The following is a 21040-nucleotide window of genomic DNA, read 5'->3' on the forward strand; positions in this document are numbered from 1 at the left end:
AAAGGGGCCGCTAATTCGGGAATGGCGAGAATGTGGCAAAAATGTCTGATTGCCGCGGCACTTTGTTGCGCGCCGCTGACGACTCTCCAGGCGCAAACTACGGCGCCCGTGCAGCCAAAGGCATCATTGATCGACGCATGGTTGTCACTGCCTAACGTAGGCGAGATCGCCTGGCCCTACGCTTATATGCGTGCCAGTAACACGAGCGATAGCCAAAAAGCGCATCGCGCAGACCTGTTCGAGCAATTTGAACAGTTGCGCTGGCGTTTGAACGATGGGGGGTATTCACAGCTTGCTAACGCTATAAGCAGCTGGAAAAACGAACTGTTAAAGACGGATGACTATCGGCAGCCGGGCGACTGGTCGCCGAGTTGGCTGATGTCGCATCCCAACAAGCGCCCCCCGGTTTCGCGTATCGCTGCGATCGGCTATTGCGACGCGCCTAATACGATTCGAGTTTGGGATGCGGTCGGGGTGCATCGTCGGAATTGGCAGCCAGGCATCCGCTTATCCGATCTTCTCGAAGAAGACGAAAATTTATCCGGCGGTAGCACTGACGAAGTGGCGCTGGTCTGGCCTCGTGGGGATATCGATCACTATGGCGTGGCCGCTTGGAATTATGCGGATACCGAATTGACGCCCGGTACGAATATCATCGGGGCAATCGATCTCAAGGGGGCGGTTTTCCCATGGATGCGTGATGCAATAGCCGGTCTTCTGGCGCATACCCCGGTGGGTGAGAACTGTCGAGATATCCCGCTGGGTCAAGGGGCTGAGAATGGTTGAGTCGGGTATGGGAGGGCGCCGCTATTGGCTGCGTCTGACGGCATTATCTTGTGTTGTGATATTGCCCATAGTCGTTCGACCGGTGACCGCTGCAGAGAAGACGGGCGACCTCCCGGTATTTCAGGCCGATTATGGGGGCACAGGGCTGTTAGAGACGCCTACGGCGCGAGCGGCCGATGCGGGCAGTTTCTTTTTCAACTTCAGTCACATCGACCCCTATACAAATTACTCATTTAGTTTTCAGCCTTTCTCTTGGTTGCAGGCAGGATTTCGATACACCTCTGTATCCGGCCGACAATTTAACTCGTTCACTCCGGATCGTGACTATCTGGATAAAGGCGTCGATTTGAAACTAACGCCGATTAAAGAAAGCCGCTATATGCCGGAAGTCGCGCTAGGGTTTCGCGATCTCGGTGGTACTGGGTTGTTCAGTAGTGAGTACCTCGTGGCGAATAAGCGCTGGTACAACTTGGATTTTAGTTTGGGTATCGCTTGGGGGTATTTAGGGAGCCGTGGGGACCTGGGCAATCCGCTGGGGGTGTTCAGTAGCCGTTTCGACGATCGACAGAGCACGTCCGGAACCGGCGATTTCAATTTGGACTCATGGTTTTCCGGGCGCCCATCCCTGTTTGGCGGCATTCAGTACACGACGCCCTGGCGGCCCTTGACTTTGCAGGTGGAATACGACGGTAACGACTACGACAGCGAGCCGCTCGGACTCAACATCGAGCAAGATCTTCCTGTTAATTTCGGCGCCCGGTTGCGGGTCAATGACAATCTGACGCTTTCGGCCGCCTACGAGCGGGGCGATAAGCTCATGCTGGGTGCAACGCTGGGCGTGAATTTGGCGCATCTGACCCAGCCGAAATCGGATCCGGCGCCGGTGCTGCCTAAGCAGAGCGATGACAATCAGCCTGCGTCCTGGTCGCAGGTGGCCGAGCAGCTGAACAACAACGCTGGCATTTCGGCGAGTCGGATCTCGAAACGAGGCGACACCCTCGTAATTGATGGCGTGTCAACCAAGTATCGTCATCTGGCGCAATCCGAACTGCGTGGCAATCGTATTCTGCACAATGCGGCCAGCAGCGATATCAGCTCTTTCGAATATCGCTGGCAGGCGGGCGGTTTCTTCCTGCGTGACGACAAACTACCGCGCGATCCGCTGCCTACGAATCCGCTGCTCGTGAATCCGGCTAGCCCGTTCGCGGATCTCGATTATCGCCGCGGCGTGATTGCCTCCAATCAATCGGGCAACGCTAAAGGCATCGAGCCGACCGAGACCTTGTACGAAAAATCCGTTCGTGGGCTGTCTTATAACTTCGGGCCCGGGCTGAATTATAACTATGGCGGCCCGGACGGTCTGTTGTACCAGGTACTCGCGCGCGCCAGCCTGGAGTATCGAACCGATCAGAAGGGCTGGGCCAGCGCCTCGGTGGCTTATTCGCTGTTCGATAATCTCGACAACTTCAACTACGTCGCACCAAGTGAGCTCCCGCGCGTACGCAGTGACGTGGTTCGCTATCTCGACCATACCGATCTGGGCGTCTATAACCTGCAGTACACGCGCACCGCTCGGTTGTCGGACAATGTCTTCGGCATGGCCTATGGCGGGCTGCTCGAGCAGATGTATGGCGGTGGCGGCGGTGAAGTGCTGTATCGCCCGTTCGATAGCAATGTTGCCTTCGGCGCCGATATCAACTGGGTCAAGAAGCGCGACTACGATACCCAGTTCGGCTTCCAGGATTACTCGACCGTCGAAGGCCATGCCACGGCCTATATCCAGACGGGGATCGAGAATATTCTGGCCCGAATCAGTGTCGGTCGCTATCTCGCCAAGGACTATGGCACAACGATTGATCTGTCCAAGACCTTCGATTCGGGGGTGACTTTGGGCGCCTATGCCGTATTTACATCGGCCGGCGATAAATACGGTGAAGGCAGTTTCAACAAGGGCATCTATCTGTCGATGCCACTGGATATCTTCTTCACGAAGTCTTCGCGCAGTCATGTCACGGCACGTTATACGCCGTTGACCCGGGATGGCGGAGCCTCTTTGAATCGACGGTATTCGCTGTACTCACTGACCGAAAGTCGCGATCTGAATCGCTACTGGGATGGCTTCGAAACGGACGAATAGGATTCGGCATGTCGCATCTGCAATGGCATTACAGGCGCCGATCGGCCCATGCGACACTTCGTTTCTTCCAAGGATGATGCAATGAAAAACATCGATATCCATAAGGCGCGAACGGCGTCCCGCTCTATCGTGGGTAGTGGAGTCGCCGTGGTACTGGCTGCGGCTTTGACAGGCTGCGCGGGCACGCCTGATTGTTTTAAGAATCAAAGCTATACGGACGCGCAAACGTTTCCTAAGCTGAAGAATACGGCCGGTTTGAGCGTGCCCGCCTCAGACCCCGATATGCAGATTCCTGCGGTTTCGGGGGGTCCTGTTGCGGCTTACAAGGCGTCGCCGCAAGGCACAGACTCCGAAAATCCGCAGTCGCGCTGTCTAACTACGCCGCCGCCTTTGAGCCCATCCCGTGACTCGGACGCAGCAGGCCAGTCGTAGACCGTTCAGCTTTCGAGGGGATTTTAATGAGTGCTATGTCTGTTCGTTGAAGAGCAAGTCAGTTACACTTCGCGCCCGCTTACGGCATCGGGTGTAATGATGCCGAATCTGATCGAGCGTTAAGCTTTATGATCAGGTACAATTTGCAGCCGCTTTTGATGGAGAGGTGTCCGAGCGGTCGAAGGAGCGCGCCTGGAAAGCGCGTGTGCGGTAACCCCGTACCGAGGGTTCGAATCCCTCCCTCTCCGCCAACAAAACGTTCCCAGGTCAATAGTCGGGAACGTGACTTTTCTAGGGTGGCCCACGTCGGTGCCCCCGCGACGATATGCCGTTAACCCCGTCAGGCCCGGAAGGGAGCAGCGGTAGCGGCGGACTCGGGCGCCGGGGTGTCGCTGGCGTGGGCCACCACCTTTTCGCTTGAAACGCGACACGCGCAACGCGATAGTTAGGCTACGTCGCCGTATTTCATATCGGGCAGTCCGCATCATGACGCAAGCGCCTTCGCCATTTCGCGCAATCGCTCGCCCCGCATGAGTTTTCAAGCACTTGCGCGAACATGGCGGCCGCGCCGCTTCGATCAAATGGTCGGCCAGGAGCATGTGGTCCGTGCGCTCACCCATGCGCTCGATGGCGATAAGCTTCATCACGCACTGCTGTTTTCAGGCACCCGGGGTGTAGGCAAGACCACGCTGGCGCGCATCATCGCGAAATGCCTGAACTGCGAATACGGCGTCAGCGCGTCGCCCTGTGTCGGCGATGAGTCCTGTTCGACCTGTCGAGAAATCGATGAAGGCCGCTATGTCGATCTGATTGAAGTCGATGCGGCCTCGCGAACCGGGGTCGACGATACCCGCGAGTTGATGGACAACGTCCAGTACGCGCCCACCCGCGGCCGAACCAAGGTGTACCTCATCGACGAGGTGCACATGCTGACCAAGCATTCCTTCAACGCGCTGCTCAAAACGTTGGAGGAGCCCCCGCCGCGGGTGCAGTTCCTGCTGGCCACGACCGAGCCGGAAAAGATCCCGGTAACGATCCTGTCGCGCTGCCTGCAGTTCCCTCTAAAGCGGCTCTCAGCGGCGCGAATCGCGGATCGGCTTAGGCATATCGTGTCGGCCGAAAGCTTGTCGGCCGACGACGAAGCACTGGTCGAGTTGGCGCGCGGCGCGGATGGCAGCATGCGCGACGGTCTATCGCTGTTGGATCAGGCAGTGGCTTTCGGGGGTGGTCATCTGGCGGTGGAAAGCGTGCGCGACATGCTGGGCACCATCGGCGAGGCACGCGTGGCCGAACTCTTGGAGGCGATCGTCGATGCGCGGGCCACCGACGCCTTGATCGCGCTCGAATCGTTGTACGCGCAAGGCATCGACATGCGCTATCTGCTCGATGCGCTAGCCACGGCATGGCAACACATCGCCACAGTGCAGGTCGTCGGCGAAGCCGTCGATGACGACAGCGCGCGCTGGCAAGACATTGCCCAGCGCACCCAGCCGCACGAGACCCAGCTGTTCTACGACATCACGATCGCCGGCACCCGCGATCTGTACAACGCACCCGATCCGCTGGTTGGCGTGAAAATGTGCGTGCTGCGTATGTTGGCCTTCAAACCGGCGGCGCAGAGCCAGGACGGGACTACGAGCGAGCCGGCTACTGCGCCCAGTAGCGGCGGTAATTCCGGGGAACCAGAACCCGAGCCGGAGCAGGCAAGTACCGCTTCGAAATTGAGTGCTCGCGAGGCTATGGCCAAGGCACGCGAGCAGTTGCAGGGGAAATCCGGTGCGGCGTCGGTATCGCGCCCCGAGCCACAACGCGGCCCCTCGAGCCAGTCGGAAGTGGGTAAGCCGGCCAGTATCGATGTAAGTCAAGAGCCTGCAGCGTCTAGCCGTTCACTTGACAGCGGACAGCCTGCACCCAAACCTGTTGCCGAGCAGGCCGAGCAGGCCGAGCAGGCCGAGCAGGCCGAGCAGGCCGAGCAGGCCGAGCAGGCCGAGCAGGCCGAGCAGGCCGAGCAGGCCGAGCAGGCCGAGCAGGCCGAGCAGGCCGAGCAGGCCGAGCAGGCCGAGCAGGCCGAGCAGGCCGAGCAGGCCGAGCAGGCCGAGCAGGCCGAGCAGGCCGAGCAGGCCGAGCAGGCCGAGCAGGCCGAGCAGGCCGAGCAGGCCGAGCAGGCCGAGCAGGCCGAGCAGGCCGAGCAGGCCGAGCAGCCCGAACAGCCCGAACAGCCCGAACAGCCCGAACAGCCCGAACAGCCCGAACAGCCCGAACAGCCCGAACAGCCCGAACAGCAGGCGGCGCCCGATTCAGCTGCGCCGGCAGCAGCCGCTGTTAGGCAAGGCGATGTCATCGGTTCGGCAAGCTCTTCAGACCCTTCAAAAGAAGCGTCGACAGCGGCTACAGAAGTCGACTCATCGGCGGAAGTACTTGCAGCCGAGCGTGATACTGCCGGACCCGAGTCACTGTCGGTCAACGGCGCTACAGGCTTCAGCGACGATGTTCAGTCGCAGGATGCTTGGGCGGATAGCATGGCGGCGCGGGCTGGCAGCGATCTAGACGACGAGGTTGTCGAAACCGTAGCGCCGGAAAACGCTGAACCCGAGCTCGTCGAGGAGCCAGCCGCCGCCCACGATGAGCCAGGTTCCATGAATGGCTTCGAGTTCGATACGGCACGCGATCATCCCAATCATCCCAAGGATTGGCATTCGCTGGTGCCGAGGCTCGACGTACGCGGTTTTGCGGCCCAGCTCGCTAATCATGGCGTATGTCGGCATCTGGATAACGAGCGTATCGAGCTCGAAATCGCCCAGGTCAATGCGCTGCTGGCCACCGACGATGCTCGCGAGCAACTACAGGCCGCACTGGGCCGGGCCTGGGGCGCCGCCCAGGCGCCGCAACTTAAAGTCAGTGTGGTCGATGAGCTGCACGACACGCCGGCCAAGCGTAGCGAGGCCAATGCCGAAAAGCGCCAACAGGATGCGGTTGCATCTATCGAAAACGACCCGATAATTCAAAGACTGCGTAGCCAGCTCGGTGCCCGGCTGCGTCCCGAAACGATCAAACCCCATCGCTCACCGGGCGCGATGACTCAGAGAGACGAGTAATGAAAGGTTCTATCGGCAAAATGATGCAGCAAGCCCAGGAAATGCAGGGCAAGATGCAGGAAGCTCAGAAAGAACTGGCGCAGATGGAGATCACCGGCGAAGCGGGAGCCGGTATGGTCAAGGTCGTGATGACTGGTAAACACGAAGTGAAAAAGGTCAACATCGACCCGGCCGCACTCGAAGAAGATCCGGAATTCCTCGAAGACCTCGTGGCGGCGGCGATCAACGATGCTGTACAGCACGTAGAAACCGCGAGTAAGGAAAAAATGTCCGAGATGACCGGCGGCATGAACCTGCCCGAGGGTATGAATCTTCCGTTCTAGCTTTGTGCGCTCATGGCCATTGGGCTCTGAGACACAGAGCACCTTTGGCCGATAGCGCCGAGCACGATCGACTATGGCGTTTTCTCCTGCTTTATCTCGTTTGATCGATGCGTTTCGCGTACTGCCGGGTGTTGGTGCGAAAAGCGCACAGCGCATGGCTTTTCATGTGCTTCAGAATGAGCGCCATGGCGGCGCGTATCTAGCCGATTCCATTCAGGCGGCCTTGGACAGCGTGCGCCATTGTCGAGAATGCCGCATGTTCGCTGAAGCCGAGCTATGCGAGATATGCCGTAACGAACAACGCGATGCCAGTCGGGTCTGCGTGGTCGAAAGCCCGGCCGATGTCATGGCCGTCGAGCAGAATACGAATTTCGAGGGGCGCTATTTCGTGCTCATGGGGCGATTGTCGCCGATCGATGGTATCGGGCCCGAAGAGCTCGGCCTCGATGTTCTGCGCGATCGATTGCAGCGCGGCCCGATAGAAGAGCTGATTCTGGCGGTTGGCGCGACCGTCGAAGGCGAGGCGACAGCGCAGTATGTCGCCGAGTTGGCGCATGAAAACGGCGCCGGAGTCACCCGTATTGCCCATGGCGTACCGGTCGGAGGCGAGCTCGAATACGTGGATGCCGGTACCCTGAGTCAAGCTTTTTCCGGGCGTCGGCCGTTGTAACGACGGGCGACCGTTAGCCCTAAAACAAAGCGCCACGCCCAGCGAGCGGCCAGGAGGCCCGCTGGGCGCAGCTGCGATGCGCTAGTCGATCAGGCGATCGATCTTTGCGGCGCTGATGAAGTCATTCTCCGACAGCCCGCCGATTGCGTGGGTCGTCAGTTCGATCTGGCAACTATTGTAGCCGAACGTGATATCAGGATGATGGTCTTCGCGGTGGGCGATATAGGCCACCGCGTTCACGAATGCCTGCGTTTGATAGTAGTTGTCGAAATTGAATTCACCGACCAGCTTTTTGTCGTTGGCGTTTTCCCAATGATTGCTCAATTCGGAAAGTTGGTCGGCGACAACTTGTCCAGTCATGGGCTGCGTGCCACCTTCGCAGGGGGCGCATTTCTTATCGGCAAGTGCATTCATATGCGGATAGGATTGGATGAATGTCGCAATCAAGATAACACCGCAATGCCATACCGACGATCGGTCTCAGGGTATACTGCTCGGTTGCGCACGATATAAATTGAAGGGCTGAGTTACTGAATATGAGCTATTCCGAATCCAATTTGATCTGGATCGATCTGGAAATGACCGGGCTGGACCCCGAGGCCGATCGCATCATCGAGATTGCCACGCTGGTCACGGACGCCAATCTGCGGGTGCTGGCCGAAGGGCCGGTCTTGGCTGTTCATCAGGCCGAAGAGCGCTTGGCTGCTATGGATGAATGGAATACCCGGCAGCATAATGCGTCTGGATTGGTCGAGCGTGTCCAGGCTTCGAAGGTGGACGAGGCCGAAGCGCAACGCCAGACTCTCGCATTTCTAGCGGAGTATGTACCTGAGCGGCAGTCGCCGATGTGCGGTAACAGTATCTGCCAGGACCGGCGTTTTCTGGCGCGCTATATGCCGGAGTTGGAAGCATTTTTCCATTATCGCCATCTCGATGTCAGCACGCTTAAAGAGCTGGCCCGGCGTTGGGCCCCGGAAGTCGCACGAGGCTTTTCCAAGAATTCGAGCCATTTGGCAATGGACGATATCCGCGATTCGATCGAAGAACTTTCCTATTATCGGGACACGCTATTAAAAGTATGAATTTAAATGAAAATAGCCTGCCGTGCGGCTAAGGTCTAAGGGGTGTTTTATTGACCCCTCGTGGTGCGGCGCGTAAAAAGAATATGCACGCCTTCAGGGCATTGCAGATATCGAATGAATTGCGCCGCAGCGTAGGGTCTCTCGGAGGGGACGCACAAAAACAACACACAGAACACGGCGAATAAAGGAATCCGGTAGCCACTCGTTAGAGTGGATTGAGAACAACAACACCGGTACGCCAGCTCAGGACCCCTTACGGGGTCCTTTTTTATGCCCAATTGAAGCCCTGAGCCGGATCTTATCTCGAAGTAGGCCCAGACTATCGTTCTGGCTGTTAGCTAGCGCAATGTAAGCCATCGAGCATAGCGGCCTGGCTCAGATGGAAAGATTGATATGGCCCGGTATCAAGGTTAGCCAGAGCAATGACTGCGCGTGGTCTGCTTCATCGCTTGGGCAGGCATAGGCCGTCGCTCACTGTCACGCGCGCCAAAGGCTTTAGGTGTGTTCTACGAGCGCCGCGTTAGAGACACTACGGCCTACTATGATGTTCGGCAAAGCACGAATAGCCGCGTTATCGCGTGTCACGCTCCGGATCCGCTGCGCCGTACGTGGCTCATTGGGCCTGGGCCAGCACGCCCGAAGGGGCAAGCATGCCTGTAGCCCTCTGTGTCGTTGCTCATTGAGGGCGTACAGCGACGTAGCGGTCGCCATGCCGCATCTAGCTGTTCATCATCACTTGTCAAAAAACGCTTGGCGTGGACGCGTACGACACATCAACGGGCTCGGGCCGACACGACTGGAATGGACTCGTGCTTGATTGCCCTGCGCGGCGTAGCCGTTTGCGCCTCATTGTCACGCATTGGTTTAGCGCTCTCGCACCGGCGCGGAACGCTGCGCCTCGGTCGGCCACATGACGCCAAATTCGGTCTCAATGCATACGAGAAACGATAAAGCGCCAGCACGCGATCGCGTCATCTGAGCCGATGCTTATCGGCGCCCCGTTGAACGTCGGAACACAACGCTCGAACAGGGCGAATGCGATGAAGATGCGATCAAGACTCGTTCTTGATCTGATCAAAAGCCTCGAGTGCCTCGCGGCGGGAGGCTTTTAGGTCCACGATCGGCTTTGGGTAATCCTTGCCGAGCTCAATGCTGGCTTTCTTTAGGACCTCGGCGGGTGCGTCCCATGGCTTATGGATATGCCGGTTGGGCATATCCGAGAGTTCTGGCACCCAGCGCCGGACATAGCTGCCTTTGGCATCGAAACGCTCGCCTTGCCGTGCCGGATTGAAGATACGGAAAAAAGGCGCTGCATCGGCACCGCTGCCGGCTGCCCACTGCCAGCCGAGGGTGTTGTTCGCTAGATCCGCATCGACCAATGTATCCCAGAACCAACGCTCTCCATGTTGCCAGGCGATACGCAGGTTCTTGGTCAAGAACGAGGCAACCGTCATGCGTACCCGGTTGTGCATATAACCGGTCGCCCAGAGCTCGCGCATACCGGCGTCGACCATCGGAATGCCCGTACGCCCCGCTTGCCAAGCGTTCAGAGCCTCGGTGTCGTCCGACCAGGGAAAAGATTTAAAACGCGTATCGAGTGGCTCGTCCGGCGTGTTCGGGAAATGGTAGAGCACATGGTGGGCGAAGTCGCGCCAACCGATCTCGCTTTGGAAGCTTTCGATATGCTCGCGCGGCGCCGGCCCCTCGTACTCGTCGAGCCATTCTTCGGTGCGATGCATAATCTGCTGTGGGCTGATCTCGCCCCAGTGCAGATGGGGCGAAAGATAAGACGTGCCGGCGATGGCCGGATAGTCGCGCTCGTCATCGTAATTGTCGGCGGCGTCTTCTAGAAACGTTTCGAGCCGTTGCTGGGCGCCCGATTCACCCGGCGTCCAACAGTCACGAATCTTCTCGTCCCAGCGAATTTCAGGAAGCAAGCCCAGATCCGGCACGTCGAGCGAGCCAATGCAGGACCATACGGCCGGAAGCTGGTCGGGCCGGGCGAGCGGGGCGCGTATCGGTTCGCCCTTAATACGCTTCCAGAACGGCGTGAACACCTTGTATGGCTGACCTTGCTGGGTCTCGATCTGCCAAGGCTCGAACAGCACATGGGCCTGGAAGCTATCGACATCGACATCTTCGCGTTCGTTCAAGGCTTTTTTGACTTGCTTGTCGCGTTCGATAATCGGCGGGTCGTAAAGCCGGTTCCAGTACACGGCGCCGGCGCCGGATTCCTCGATCAGTGTGTTGAGCGTATCGAGCGTCGGCCCCTGTCGGATAATCAGCCGCGAACCGAGTGTTTCCAAGTCTTCGGCAAGTGCGCGCAACGAATCGTGCAGCCAGACGCGTTGCGCGCCGCCCTCGGCCCAATCGCCGAGCTCATCAGGGGCATGAATGAAGACCGGTACGATCGAGTCGAAATCGCCATCGAGGGCAGCCCTCAGGGCTGGGTTGTCCGCCAGGCGCAGATCGCGCCGGAACCATAGAATCACACGGTTTTTCATCGAGTCTCGTTTGCCGATCGGTCAATACGTAGTCCAAGGCGCATACGAATACGCCGGCCCAATGGATGATACCGAAGGCAGAAGTCGTAGCGATAAATACTTTGAGAACAGCTGAGGGTCTAGAAATACCGCTTTGGTCGGCTGGTGTCCGCGCCTATCGAAGCTAATTAGCAGCGGCCAGCCGGGTTCCAAGCCTTCCCATCGAGCGAAGCGAGGCCAGAATGGCCAGTGCGAGGCGATGCGGGCCAAGAGCAGACTCAGGGTGGGGTCTGTTTATGCTGGTGAGACTCTTGGCCCGAACGATGAGCGTTCAAGGCTGATGACTTACAGCGAGTAACGCTCAGCCGGTGACGTTTGCCACGATCGGTGTCGCGCCGCAGGCACATCAGCAGGCTACGGATCGAAGCGTCAATCCAGGGCATTAATGCAACCACAAATGTATCTCTTGCTTGGCTGCAATCGAGGCAGCGCCTAGGCCGGGCTGGGTTGGGATCGGCGGAAAATCTCATCGTAATGAGTGTGCTGTCGATTCGCTTCAGAAGTTGGCATGAATCCAGCATCGTGCATCAAGGTATAAACTTGGTCTGGCGAGGCTGAGAATCGAGCCAGATGGTCGGGATCGATTTCGATAATCACCGTTGTTGTTGCGGGGGCGGCCAGTAGTTTGCTTATCCCCTTAAGGGCTTCGAGTTCCGCGCCTTCCACATCTATTTTGATGGTGGTGGGGCGACCTGCGATAACTTCCTCGACGATGGGCAAATCCTCATCGATATTGGCTGCCCAAGCTAGTCGACCATTCTGCGTGTCGCCCAAATAGGCCAATCCGGAATGGCGTGCATTGTATGGGCTGAGAGTCATCTGCCTTGCTTGAGATGCGACGGCCAAATTGAAGAGCAAGACCGGTGTTGGGCCGTTTAGCGACGTATTCTCGGCCAACAGTTGGCAAAGCTCGGGTTGCGGCTCAAAAGCGATGATCGTTCCATCCGCCCCGAGTGTCTGTGCCGCGATCGAAGAAAACAGGCCAGCATTCCCGCCGATATCAACAAAGACGCTGCCTTGGGGAATTGAGGCGACCACGTTGGCGACATCATGGCCGTAGTGGCCGAAAACGCTGGCGCGGTTGGTGTAGTCGTATAGCCGACACTTCAACCGCACCCCGTATGCAGTGCGGATAGGTTCATCAATGCAGGGCCGGGCCGGGAACTGGAAGAGCCAGCCTTTGCCGCGAAAATCGGGTGTGCTGGCGATGGTCGTTTCCAGTATGCGTATCCAAGCTCTCTTAAACACCAGTGCCTCCTCCGTTTTATTTTTAGAGTTCGTCGTAATGCCGCGGTAGCGGATCGATGCCTCTGACCTAGTCAGCATTCTGACGACGTTCGCGGCGGGCGAATAGGAAAGCTGTTAGGTCAGTAGATTGTGTCGTACCAAGATTTTGTAAAATATTTTTTAAGAATCGATTCTGGCGCGCTATTCAATTGAGATCTCATACTGCCCGGCGGCGTCCAGTACCACTAGCAACGGGCCCAAGATGGGGAGGATCTTTGGCGAACGGATCTAGCCGGATAATCACCGGCTGTTACGTAATTGAAGCCGACAGCGAATGCGCTCGTTGGGCACGTTGCATTACGGATGCCCGGTTTGATCCGAGGGCTGTTTCGAAGACCACACAGGTATGCCTTGAGCGGGGTGGCTCAAATTCGTTCACCGCCACTGATCTGCTGCCGCAAACCGTCAGCGCGGTCGCGAATTGCAGCTATTAGATCCTTGTCGTCGCGTTTTTTCTCTAGGTTCTTGATCTGGAAAACCATGCGGCGATTGCCTTTAAAGCGATCGAGATTACGGTCGAGGAAGTCCCAGTAAAGCGTTGTTATTGGGCAAGCTTCTGTGCCGGAAGATTGCTTGTGATTAAATCGACAGTTCTTGCAGTAATTACTCATCTTGTTGATGTAATTGCCTGATGCGCAATAAGGTTTGGTGCCCATCAGGCCGCCGTCGCCGAATTGGCTCATGCCGAGCGTGTTGGGCAGGCTTGCCCAGTCGATGGCATCGAGGTACATCGCCATATGCCACTCGTGAAAGCGGTACGGGTGAACGCCGGCGACCAGGGCAAATAGGCCAAGCACCATGAGCCGCTGGATATGGTGGGCGTAGCCGTTATCGAGCACGTTATGCATGGCATCAGCGATACAGGCCATATCGGTATCCCCATCCCAAAAACTCTGGGGAACCGGCAGCTCGGCGTTGAGCCAATTACGCTCTGCATAGTCGGGCATTTCGTGCCAGTAGAGCCCGCGGACATATTCACGCCAGCCAAGAATCTGACGCACATAACCTTCGACGCTGTTCAAAGGCGCATGGCCGTTGTGGTAAGCGGCAACCGCAGCATCAATGCACGCTCGCGGATCGATCAGGTGTAGATTCAAGGCGGCCGACAGCCGTGAGTGATAAGCAAAGGGCATTTCAGTCCAGAGAGCATCCTGGTAGTCGCCGAACAGCGCTAGCCGATGGTCGATGAAATCCTTAAGGGCGGTCCGTGCTTCCTCGTGGGTAACGGGCAGATCAAAACCCTGTGTATGGCCAGGATGGTCTGGGAAGCGAGCTTCGACCATCTCGATCACGTCTCGAGTGATGGTGTCCGGCCGGAACTGCCGAACATGGGGTAGCTGTCCAGGCCCGTCTCGTCCGAACGCTGCCCGGTTGGACTTGTCGAAATTCCACTGCTCGCCTTCGGGGGCGTCGCCCTCCATGAGCACGCCTTCGGCACGGCGCATCCACCGGTAGAAGTGCTCGAGCAAGAGCGAATCGCGCTCGCTCGCCCATTCATCGAATGCTTCAAGGCTGCAATAGAAATGTCGGTCTGGGCGGACTTGCAGGGTAAGATCGTGTTGCTCGGCACAGTCGGATAGCATTTTCTGCACGCGGTAATCACCGCACTCGGTCATCACCAGCCTTTTAGGCGCGAGCTCGTTGATCGCCGTACCTAGTACAGAAGCAAAGTCTGAGCCGCTATCGTGGCGTGCGTCAGCTTGTAAGGCGTGATACCAGAGTTTGTAACCGCGATTTTCTAGGTCGCTCCGGTGGTGACGCATGGCCGAGAAGAAGAGCACGAGGCGTTTCTTGTGGGACCAAACATAAGTAGCCTCGGTATCGTTTTCTGCCATCCAGACGACGTCGCGCTCTGAGTCGTAATCATCGAGCGCCGACAGGCTACGATCCAGTTGGTCGCCAAGTATGATCACCAGGTTTCTAACGTGAGCCACAATAAATTCCTTGATTATCGTTGTGCTCGACAACTACGGAGCGGGGCCGTCGTTAGATGACGATGCGTTGGCCCATGCCTCAATAGAAAACGACCACCGAGTACTTTGTTTAGCGGTAGCGAACGACATGGGTTGATGCGGTCGGGCATACTCTGCCGCATGTCTGAAACGAATGCCGATAGCCCGTCGCTCAAGGCCAGCATCGCGCAGGCGGTTACTGCGCTTCGCTCGGCCTCACGCGTGTTGGTTGTGACTGGGGCCGGCATGTCGGCCGACTCCGGCATGCCGACCTACCGAGGGATCGGTGGGTTATACGATGATAAGAACACCGCCGATGGTGTATCGATCGAACAGGCGTTATCGGGGCCGATGTTTGCACGCGATCCGGGCCTGACTTGGAAATACATTGCGCAAATCGAGTCGGCCTGCCGACATGCGCGCCCGAATGCCGGGCACGAAGCGCTCGTCGCGCTCGCCCAGCGGTTCGATCATTTATGTGTGGCCACTCAGAATGTCGACGGTTTGCATCGCGTTGCTGGTACGCCGCGGCTAATCGAAATGCATGGCAATATTCATCGGCTATTCTGTATTCAATGCGGGAAGTCACGTGCCGTAAACGACTACTCCGCGCTTTCCGAGCTGCCACCGTTGTGTAGCCGCTGTAACGCTGTCGAACGTCCGGCTGTAGTGTTATTCGAGGAAATGCTGCCCCAGCGCGCTATGACGCAATATCAGCAGGAGCTGTCGAAGGGGTTCGACGCTGTTTTGATGATCGGAACAACGGCCGTATTCGACTATATCGCGGCGCCGGCTTATACCGCGGCCGCCAATAGTGCCGTTGCTATCGAGGTCAATCCTGCGCAAACGCCTATATCGGAGTTATGCGCTATTAAATGTGAAGGCAGAGCAGCCGACGTATTGCCCGAGATCGAGCGCCTTCTTTCGGCTCCCGGCAATATCTAGATCGTCGGCAAAACGCACTTGAACCAAGACCGTCGCAAGAAAAAAAGGGGTGCTATGAGTAACAACGAGAACGTGGTTTGGCATGAAGGGTCGGTGGATCGAAAGCGCCGGGAGGCGATTAATCGTCATCGTGGGCTGACTATCTGGTTTACCGGCTTGTCCGGCTCGGGCAAGTCCACGATTTCGGTGGCGCTCGAGGAGCGTCTGACGAATATGGGCTGTCGGGCTTATCGTTTGGATGGTGATAACGTAAGAACCGGCCTGAACCGTGACCTGTCGTTCACTCCCGAAGACCGGATCGAGAACATCCGCCGTATCGGCGAGGTGGCCAAACTCTTTCGCGATGCGGGAATTATCAATCTCACGGCTTTTATCTCGCCCTATCGACGCGATCGCGAGATGGCGCGTGCGTTGTCTCACGACAACGATTTTGTGGAAGTGTTCGTCGACGCGCCGCTTGACACCTGTGAACAGCGCGATCCGAAAGGGTTATACAAGAAAGCACGCGCGGGGAGTATCCCGAATTTCACCGGTATCAGCGCGCCCTATGAGCCGCCAGAGAACCCGGAAGTGCATTTGCATACCGAGCGCGACGACGTTACGAGCTGTGTGGATCAGATCGTCGAGTACCTGATCGTGAACAGCTATCTCGAGAACTCGCTAGTGGCCGCCGCAGGTCGTCCGGCTTAAAGTCTAGCTTGGCGTGTCGTTAAAGATATCGCGATGCCAGCCGATTAACTCGCGTACGTAAAGCTGCCCGATGAAGCTTTCAGGGGATAGCGATACCGATCGGGCGATATCGTAACTATAGCGTGGTTTGGCGAAATGCCTCTTGAATTCACTAAACTGCTTTCGAATAAGAGAGGCTGTAATGCCCATTAGGCACGACATCAAGTATCAACCCAATCTCGTAACACGCGGCGAAGTTACGACGTTTTCGTGTTGCTATGCTATGCTCCCGCGCTTCGATTGAAACGGCCCATATCCGTGCGTATGTCTATGATTCGCCTAGGCTGCTGTCTGCTCCTCGTTTCGTTTGCGACTGCAGGCTGTAGCGCACTGCATCTCGGGAAAAACCCGACTGGGGTATCGACTGCGGATCGGAGTGAGTACTGCGGCACGCCTTCTCAGGCCTCCGAAGTGCATTATTTCGCAGATGCGAATGACTTCGAGAACTGGGTCGAGTACCGCAATATTTCGGGTTTCGATGCAGACCTGGCGCGCGATGGGGTGTTGATCGTCGAGATGGGGCAGCGCCCGACCGGGGGTTACAAGCTGATTCTCGATCGCGAGAAAACGAATATCGATAACAACACCCTCAATCTCGTTATGGATTGGCATGCACCGCGCCTGGACGCTGCGGTTGGCCAGGCGCTGACGAGCCAGTGCGTCGCACTAAACTTGCCGAAAGGACAGTACCAAACCGTTCGGGTGGTCGATCAGCTGGGCAACCTGCGTGGCCGGGTCGACGTGGGAAACGGCGACAACGGCCAGTAAACCGGATGTGTGATAGCGATGCAGTTCAATAATATTCTTTGCGTCTGTACCGGTAATATCTGCCGAGGCCCGTTGGCGGAAGCTTACCTGGCGCAGCGGACGCCAAGGGTAGAGGTTGCCCCAGCCGGTACACATGCGCTCATCGACGAGCCGGCCGACGACAAAGCGATAGCGGTAGCACGGGCACAGGGGTTGAGCCTGGAGCAGCATCGCGCTCGGCAACTGGAAGAGCGGATCGCCCGTGAGCAAGATCTGATACTGGTCATGGAAAAGAACCAGCTCGAGTGGGTACGGAATAATCTGCCGTTTGCGCGTGCAACCACATTCCTGCTCAGCCACTGGCGCGACGGAGACAATGTGGACGATCCCTATCGCCGTGGCCAGTATTATTTCAATACGATCTATGACCGCATCCAGCAATGCCTGGATGAATGGGTCGCCCGGATCCAGCCTGCACGGCGGGCTTGATGATCAGCTCGGCCAGCAAATGTGCGGAGGCCGAAGTAATGCATCTTGGTGCAGAATGCATGACCAGGGTATGCGAAAAGAGCAGAGTCACGTCGGCCAGCGCAAGTAAAAAGAATAAAGAGTGGAATTCATGGTGAAGGGTCTGCGGCATACCGGGCATGTTTCGATCGACTGGGTTTTTGCTCGTCGGGTCGTGCTCTTGTCAATCGCGTTGGTGGCGCTTGCTGCATTGGCCGGTTGTAGCCTGCCCGGGTATAGCACCAACCCGGTACAGGGGGATAACTGGTACAACTTTGGCAATAACGAGGATGCAACCTATCAGGACGAGCTGAACAAGCAGCCCGTGGATTACGATCCCCGCATCGTCAAGATCACCCCGAGCCTGATCCGCTATCAGCAAAAGCAGCGTGCCGAAGAAAAGCTGCCCGCGGCAGAGCGTGCGTTGACCGCGCCTAATGACACCCAGCCCTACCACATCGGCTCGGGTGATGTGCTTCGAGTCATCGTCTACGGTCAGCAGGATTTGAATGATCCGGGCGGGAGCAATGGCTCGAGCGAGTCAGCCGGCCAGGTCGTCAATGCAGACGGCAACATTTACTACCCTTATGCGGGTGAGGTCCATGTCGCTGGTAAAACGCCGACCGAAGTTCGCCGCCAGCTGACCCAGGACCTGACCTCCGTCATTCGCGATCCGCAGGTCGATGTACGGGTCATGGAGTATCGAAGCAGACGGGTTTATATTTCCGGTGACATATCCAAGCCATGTACGGTGTCGTTGACCGATGTAGTCAACACAGTGCTTCAGGCGCTGGATGAATGCGACACCCTGAGCTCGGGAAAATCGGCTAACTCGGCTGCGCCTGCAACCGGCGTGCAGAACATCGTGCTGATCCGCAACGGAAAGTCGACCTTTCTGGACCTGAATCAGATTTATGCGGCCGGTAATCCGGTACCGCTCAAACCGGGCGATCGCCTGCTCGTCGACGATAGTGCCAACCGTGTCTTCATGATGGGCGAGTTCAACGAACAGCAGGCGCTATCGTTCTCGACGGGTGGTATGTCGCTTAGCGATGCGATATCCGATGCCGGCGGCCTCAATCTGGATAGCGCTAACCCGGGCAAGATATACGTCGTGCGCGGATTCATAAGCGACCAGTCTGTAGCAGCCGGTCATCTCAAGACCGTCATGCGTCCGGATGTGTACAAGTTGGACATGGGCCATGCGAGCGGGATGCTCTTGGCAAACGAGTTTCAGCTGCGGCCGCGCGACATCGTTTTTGCGGCTCCGGCAAGCCTGGTCAACTTCAACCGCGCACTGTCCCAGGTCACACCGTCCCTCAATATCATCTTGCAGAGTTTGTTGTTGTATGACCGTGCGGGTAACTAGCAGCTAATCTTGTGATAAAGCATGGAATTAAAGGGCGCGTTCAGAGTTTGCGGTTCGTGCTTGAAATTACCTTCTCAACTGTTCCGTATTAAGTACGCCTGAGCTGGCGATAGGTCTAGAGCGAATCAATGAGTCAAGCACCTAGTAACGCGGGTGGCGCTGCGCAAAGCGGAGTGGATCACCTTAGTATGGAACAATTTGATCTCCGTCGTTTGCTTGCGATACTGGCGGCAGGTAAATGGTGGATTGTTGGTTTTACGTTAGCGGGCATTCTGGTTGCGGTCGTGTATCTATCGATTACACCGTACTCGTATACTGTCGACTCCCTAGTAAAAATTGAAGGTAGCGAAAAATCGCCTCTGAGTGGCCTCGTTAGCCAGAGTAGTCCTCTTAGTGCACTCGCGGGTCAAAGCGATGCTGCTGAGAGTGAGATCCCAATTATCACTTCAAGGGACGTTCTAGGCCAAACAGTTAAAGAACTAAATCTTACTAACGAAGCGTCACCTATTCTATGGCCGGTAATAGGTTCTGTGCTTCCTAGCGCTTCGAACCATATCGGCATCGCGCATCTGGAAGTTCCCGATAAATTAGTTGGTCAAGCATTTAAACTGGAGGTGACTGCTAATAACGGGTACATCCTTAAAACGCTAACAGGACAAAAAATCCTGCAGGGAAAGCCAGATAGCCTTGCTTCAGGCCGCACACCGTCTGGCGAGAGAATCACAATTAAGATTCAATCGGTGAATGCGAGCGTGGGTAGCCAATTTAAAATCGTTAAACAACGCTGGTTATCTGCAGTAAACGGGCTTAAAGGCAAATTGAGCGCCGCTGAAGTGGGGAGTCATTCTGGTATTCTTCAGCTTTCTATGACGGGGCAAGATAAGTACCATGTCACGAAGCTATTGAATTCAGTTACGCATAACTATATACAGCAGAACGTCGACGCTAAATCGCAAGACGCAGCCAAAAGTCTTAAGTTTCTTAATTCGCAACTTCCTAAGGTCAGAAAAAAAGTAAGCAGCGCCGAGAATCGACTCGCTCAGTATCAAGAACAGAACCAACCGGTAGATCTATCTTCCGAGTCTCAAGCTTTATTGCAGCGTGAGTCGAGCCTTGAAAGCCGCGAATCACAATTAAAGCTAGAAATAGCGCAGCTTACGCAGCAGTACACAGAGCAATATCCCCAAGTTCAAGCGGACCGTCGTCAGCTATCACAAATTTCAGAACAAAGAAAAGAACTGCAGAAGAAGATTAATAAGCTACCCGGTAGTCAAAAGAAGATTCTGGGGCTGCAACGCGACGTGAAAGTCAATACTGACCTATTGACCTCTCTACTGAATAGAGCGCAAGAGCTAAAACTGCTTGAAGCTGGAACAATAGGTAATGTGCGGATAATTGATCCAGCAGTTGTTCCGCTATCCCCCACAGCTCCGAGGCCGAAGCTAGTAGTGTTCGTACTTGCTTTCCTTGGCCTTCTTATAGGTATAAGTCTTGTTATTCTCCGTGCTGCCCTTAAGCGCGGAATCAGCGATCCCGCAGAGCTCGAATATCGTACCGGCTACTCCGTTTTCGCTGTCGTTCCATTAAACCGGCGACGATCTCAGACTGCAAGATGGCGCTCATCGACCGCCCAGCTATCGATTCTCCCGAGGGAAAGCGACAATGAATTTGCTATTGAGGCGCTGCGTAACCTTCGAACAAATGTATATTTTGCTCAAAAAGAGGCCGAAAGTAACGTCATCTTGATGACCGGCCCCGCGCCAGGGGATAGCAAGTCGTTCGTTAGCTTGAATTTAGGTTGCTTGCTCGCCGATACGAATCAACGGGTCTTGTTGATCGACGCGGATATGCGTCGTGGTCAAATACATCAAGCTTTAACTCATACAGGCGACGGAACCGGTCTTTCGGAGCTCTTGTCGTCCAATGCGCCTACCAATCAAGTGATTCAGCGGATCGAGCAAACGAACCTGGATGTCATCACTTCAGGCGCAGCTCCGTCTAATCCTTCCGAACTATTGATGCAGGGCCGGTTCAAGGAAGTTATGGAAGAGCTGCAGAAAGAGTATGATCTGATAATTATCGATGCGCCTCCGGTTCTTGCGGTGACGGATGCAAACATCGTCGCTGGTTTCTTGAAGAAGGTGACTACGTTGTTTGTTCTGGATTCCGGTAAACATCCCATGGCGGAAATCGATGAGGCGATAGTTCGTTTTACTCGACAAGGTAGCGGAATTGCGGGGCTTGTTTTAACTCGTCATCAAGTAAAGCGAGCCTCTGCACCTCACAACCGCGGTCATTACCAATATGCTTATTCACGTTCTGGTACTTAATGAACAACTACAAGCATGTTTATACGCAGCTGCCGGCTAACTATAAACCCTCGGTGGCGATAGATTCGGCATCTTTTACATGTATGGTACTAAAGCATGTAAGTTG

17 protein-coding genes, 1 tRNA gene and 1 other RNA gene are annotated in these 21040 nt (G+C 56.3%); 15 read left to right on the forward strand and 4 right to left on the reverse strand.

From position 1 onward, the window contains the following. Window positions 1-30 precede the first annotated feature (30 nt). From V5738_RS07765 to recR, 8 genes are all read left to right on the forward strand, one after another. Window positions 31-786: a capsule biosynthesis GfcC family protein gene (locus V5738_RS07765; protein ID WP_423823851.1), complete on the forward strand. Its 756-nt coding sequence runs from the start codon at window positions 31-33 to the stop codon at window positions 784-786. Next, window positions 737-2923 carry a YjbH domain-containing protein gene (locus V5738_RS07770; RefSeq protein ID WP_423823852.1) on the forward strand — a complete coding sequence of 729 codons (2187 nt, stop codon included), beginning with the start codon at window positions 737-739 and terminating at the stop codon, window positions 2921-2923. The genes V5738_RS07765 and V5738_RS07770 overlap by 50 nt, the downstream gene beginning before the upstream one ends. Window positions 2924-3004: 81 nt before the next feature. After that, window positions 3005-3355: a hypothetical protein gene (locus V5738_RS07775; protein WP_423823853.1), complete on the forward strand. Its 351-nt coding sequence runs from the start codon at window positions 3005-3007 to the stop codon at window positions 3353-3355. Between the two features lie 160 nt (window positions 3356-3515). Next, window positions 3516-3606, forward strand: a tRNA-Ser gene (locus V5738_RS07780). A 53-nt stretch (window positions 3607-3659) separates the two neighbouring features. After that, window positions 3660-3756, forward strand: an RNA gene (gene ffs, locus V5738_RS07785) — signal recognition particle sRNA small type. 129 nt (window positions 3757-3885) lie between these two features. Beyond that, the gene (gene dnaX, locus V5738_RS07790; protein WP_423823854.1) at window positions 3886-6450 is read left to right on the forward strand and encodes a DNA polymerase III subunit gamma/tau; all 2565 of its coding nucleotides are present in this window, start codon (window positions 3886-3888) and stop codon (window positions 6448-6450) included. Then, on the forward strand, window positions 6450-6773 hold the full coding sequence (locus V5738_RS07795) for a YbaB/EbfC family nucleoid-associated protein (RefSeq protein WP_423823855.1): 324 nt from the start codon (window positions 6450-6452) through the stop codon (window positions 6771-6773). The genes dnaX and V5738_RS07795 overlap by 1 nt, the downstream gene beginning before the upstream one ends. Before the next feature lie 73 nt (window positions 6774-6846). Continuing rightward, window positions 6847-7443, forward strand: a complete 597-nt coding sequence (recR, locus tag V5738_RS07800; RefSeq protein WP_423823856.1) for a recombination mediator RecR — start codon at window positions 6847-6849, stop codon at window positions 7441-7443. A gap of 81 nt (window positions 7444-7524) precedes the next feature. Here the strand turns inward: recR and V5738_RS07805 are convergent, their stop codons facing one another. Beyond that, window positions 7525-7857, reverse strand: coding sequence for a 4a-hydroxytetrahydrobiopterin dehydratase (locus V5738_RS07805; protein WP_423823857.1), 333 nt, complete (start codon window positions 7855-7857; stop codon window positions 7525-7527). A gap of 122 nt (window positions 7858-7979) precedes the next feature. On the opposite strand from V5738_RS07805, the gene orn reads away from it, so the two are divergent. Beyond that, on the forward strand, window positions 7980-8525 hold the full coding sequence (gene orn / locus V5738_RS07810; RefSeq protein ID WP_423823858.1) for an oligoribonuclease: 546 nt from the start codon (window positions 7980-7982) through the stop codon (window positions 8523-8525). A 1052-nt stretch (window positions 8526-9577) separates the two neighbouring features. Here orn and V5738_RS07815 read toward each other — a convergent pair. The 3 genes from V5738_RS07815 to V5738_RS07825 all read right to left on the reverse strand — a co-directional run bounded on the left by V5738_RS07815 (window position 9578) and on the right by V5738_RS07825 (window position 14289). After that, complete coding sequence (locus V5738_RS07815) at window positions 9578-11029, reverse strand: cryptochrome/photolyase family protein (RefSeq protein WP_423823859.1); 1452 nt, start codon at window positions 11027-11029, stop codon at window positions 9578-9580. A gap of 471 nt (window positions 11030-11500) precedes the next feature. Continuing rightward, the gene (locus V5738_RS07820; protein ID WP_423823860.1) at window positions 11501-12316 is read right to left on the reverse strand and encodes an FkbM family methyltransferase; all 816 of its coding nucleotides are present in this window, start codon (window positions 12314-12316) and stop codon (window positions 11501-11503) included. Window positions 12317-12720: 404 nt separating this feature from the next. After that, window positions 12721-14289: a cryptochrome/photolyase family protein gene (locus V5738_RS07825; RefSeq protein WP_423823861.1), complete on the reverse strand. Its 1569-nt coding sequence runs from the start codon at window positions 14287-14289 to the stop codon at window positions 12721-12723. A 159-nt stretch (window positions 14290-14448) separates the two neighbouring features. On the opposite strand from V5738_RS07825, the gene V5738_RS07830 reads away from it, so the two are divergent. The 6 genes from V5738_RS07830 (at window position 14449) to V5738_RS07855 (ending at window position 20934) form a co-directional block, all read left to right on the forward strand. Then, the gene (locus V5738_RS07830) at window positions 14449-15252 is read left to right on the forward strand and encodes an SIR2 family NAD-dependent protein deacylase (protein ID WP_423824150.1); all 804 of its coding nucleotides are present in this window, start codon (window positions 14449-14451) and stop codon (window positions 15250-15252) included. A gap of 54 nt (window positions 15253-15306) precedes the next feature. After that, the gene (gene cysC, locus V5738_RS07835; RefSeq protein ID WP_423824151.1) at window positions 15307-15942 is read left to right on the forward strand and encodes an adenylyl-sulfate kinase; all 636 of its coding nucleotides are present in this window, start codon (window positions 15307-15309) and stop codon (window positions 15940-15942) included. Window positions 15943-16392: 450 nt separating this feature from the next. After that, window positions 16393-16749 (forward strand): protease complex subunit PrcB family protein, encoded by a 357-nt coding sequence (locus V5738_RS07840; RefSeq protein WP_423823862.1) that lies wholly within the window; start codon window positions 16393-16395, stop codon window positions 16747-16749. A gap of 72 nt (window positions 16750-16821) precedes the next feature. Then, complete coding sequence (locus V5738_RS07845; RefSeq protein ID WP_423823863.1) at window positions 16822-17217, forward strand: hypothetical protein; 396 nt, start codon at window positions 16822-16824, stop codon at window positions 17215-17217. A gap of 130 nt (window positions 17218-17347) precedes the next feature. Further along, complete coding sequence (locus V5738_RS07850) at window positions 17348-18604, forward strand: polysaccharide biosynthesis/export family protein (RefSeq protein WP_423823864.1); 1257 nt, start codon at window positions 17348-17350, stop codon at window positions 18602-18604. Between the two features lie 188 nt (window positions 18605-18792). Then, the gene (locus V5738_RS07855) at window positions 18793-20934 is read left to right on the forward strand and encodes a polysaccharide biosynthesis tyrosine autokinase (protein WP_423823865.1); all 2142 of its coding nucleotides are present in this window, start codon (window positions 18793-18795) and stop codon (window positions 20932-20934) included. Window positions 20935-21040 lie beyond the last annotated feature (106 nt).

This window comes from Salinisphaera sp. SPP-AMP-43 (assembly GCF_049568105.1).
Lineage (GTDB): Bacteria > Pseudomonadota > Gammaproteobacteria > Nevskiales > Salinisphaeraceae > Salinisphaera.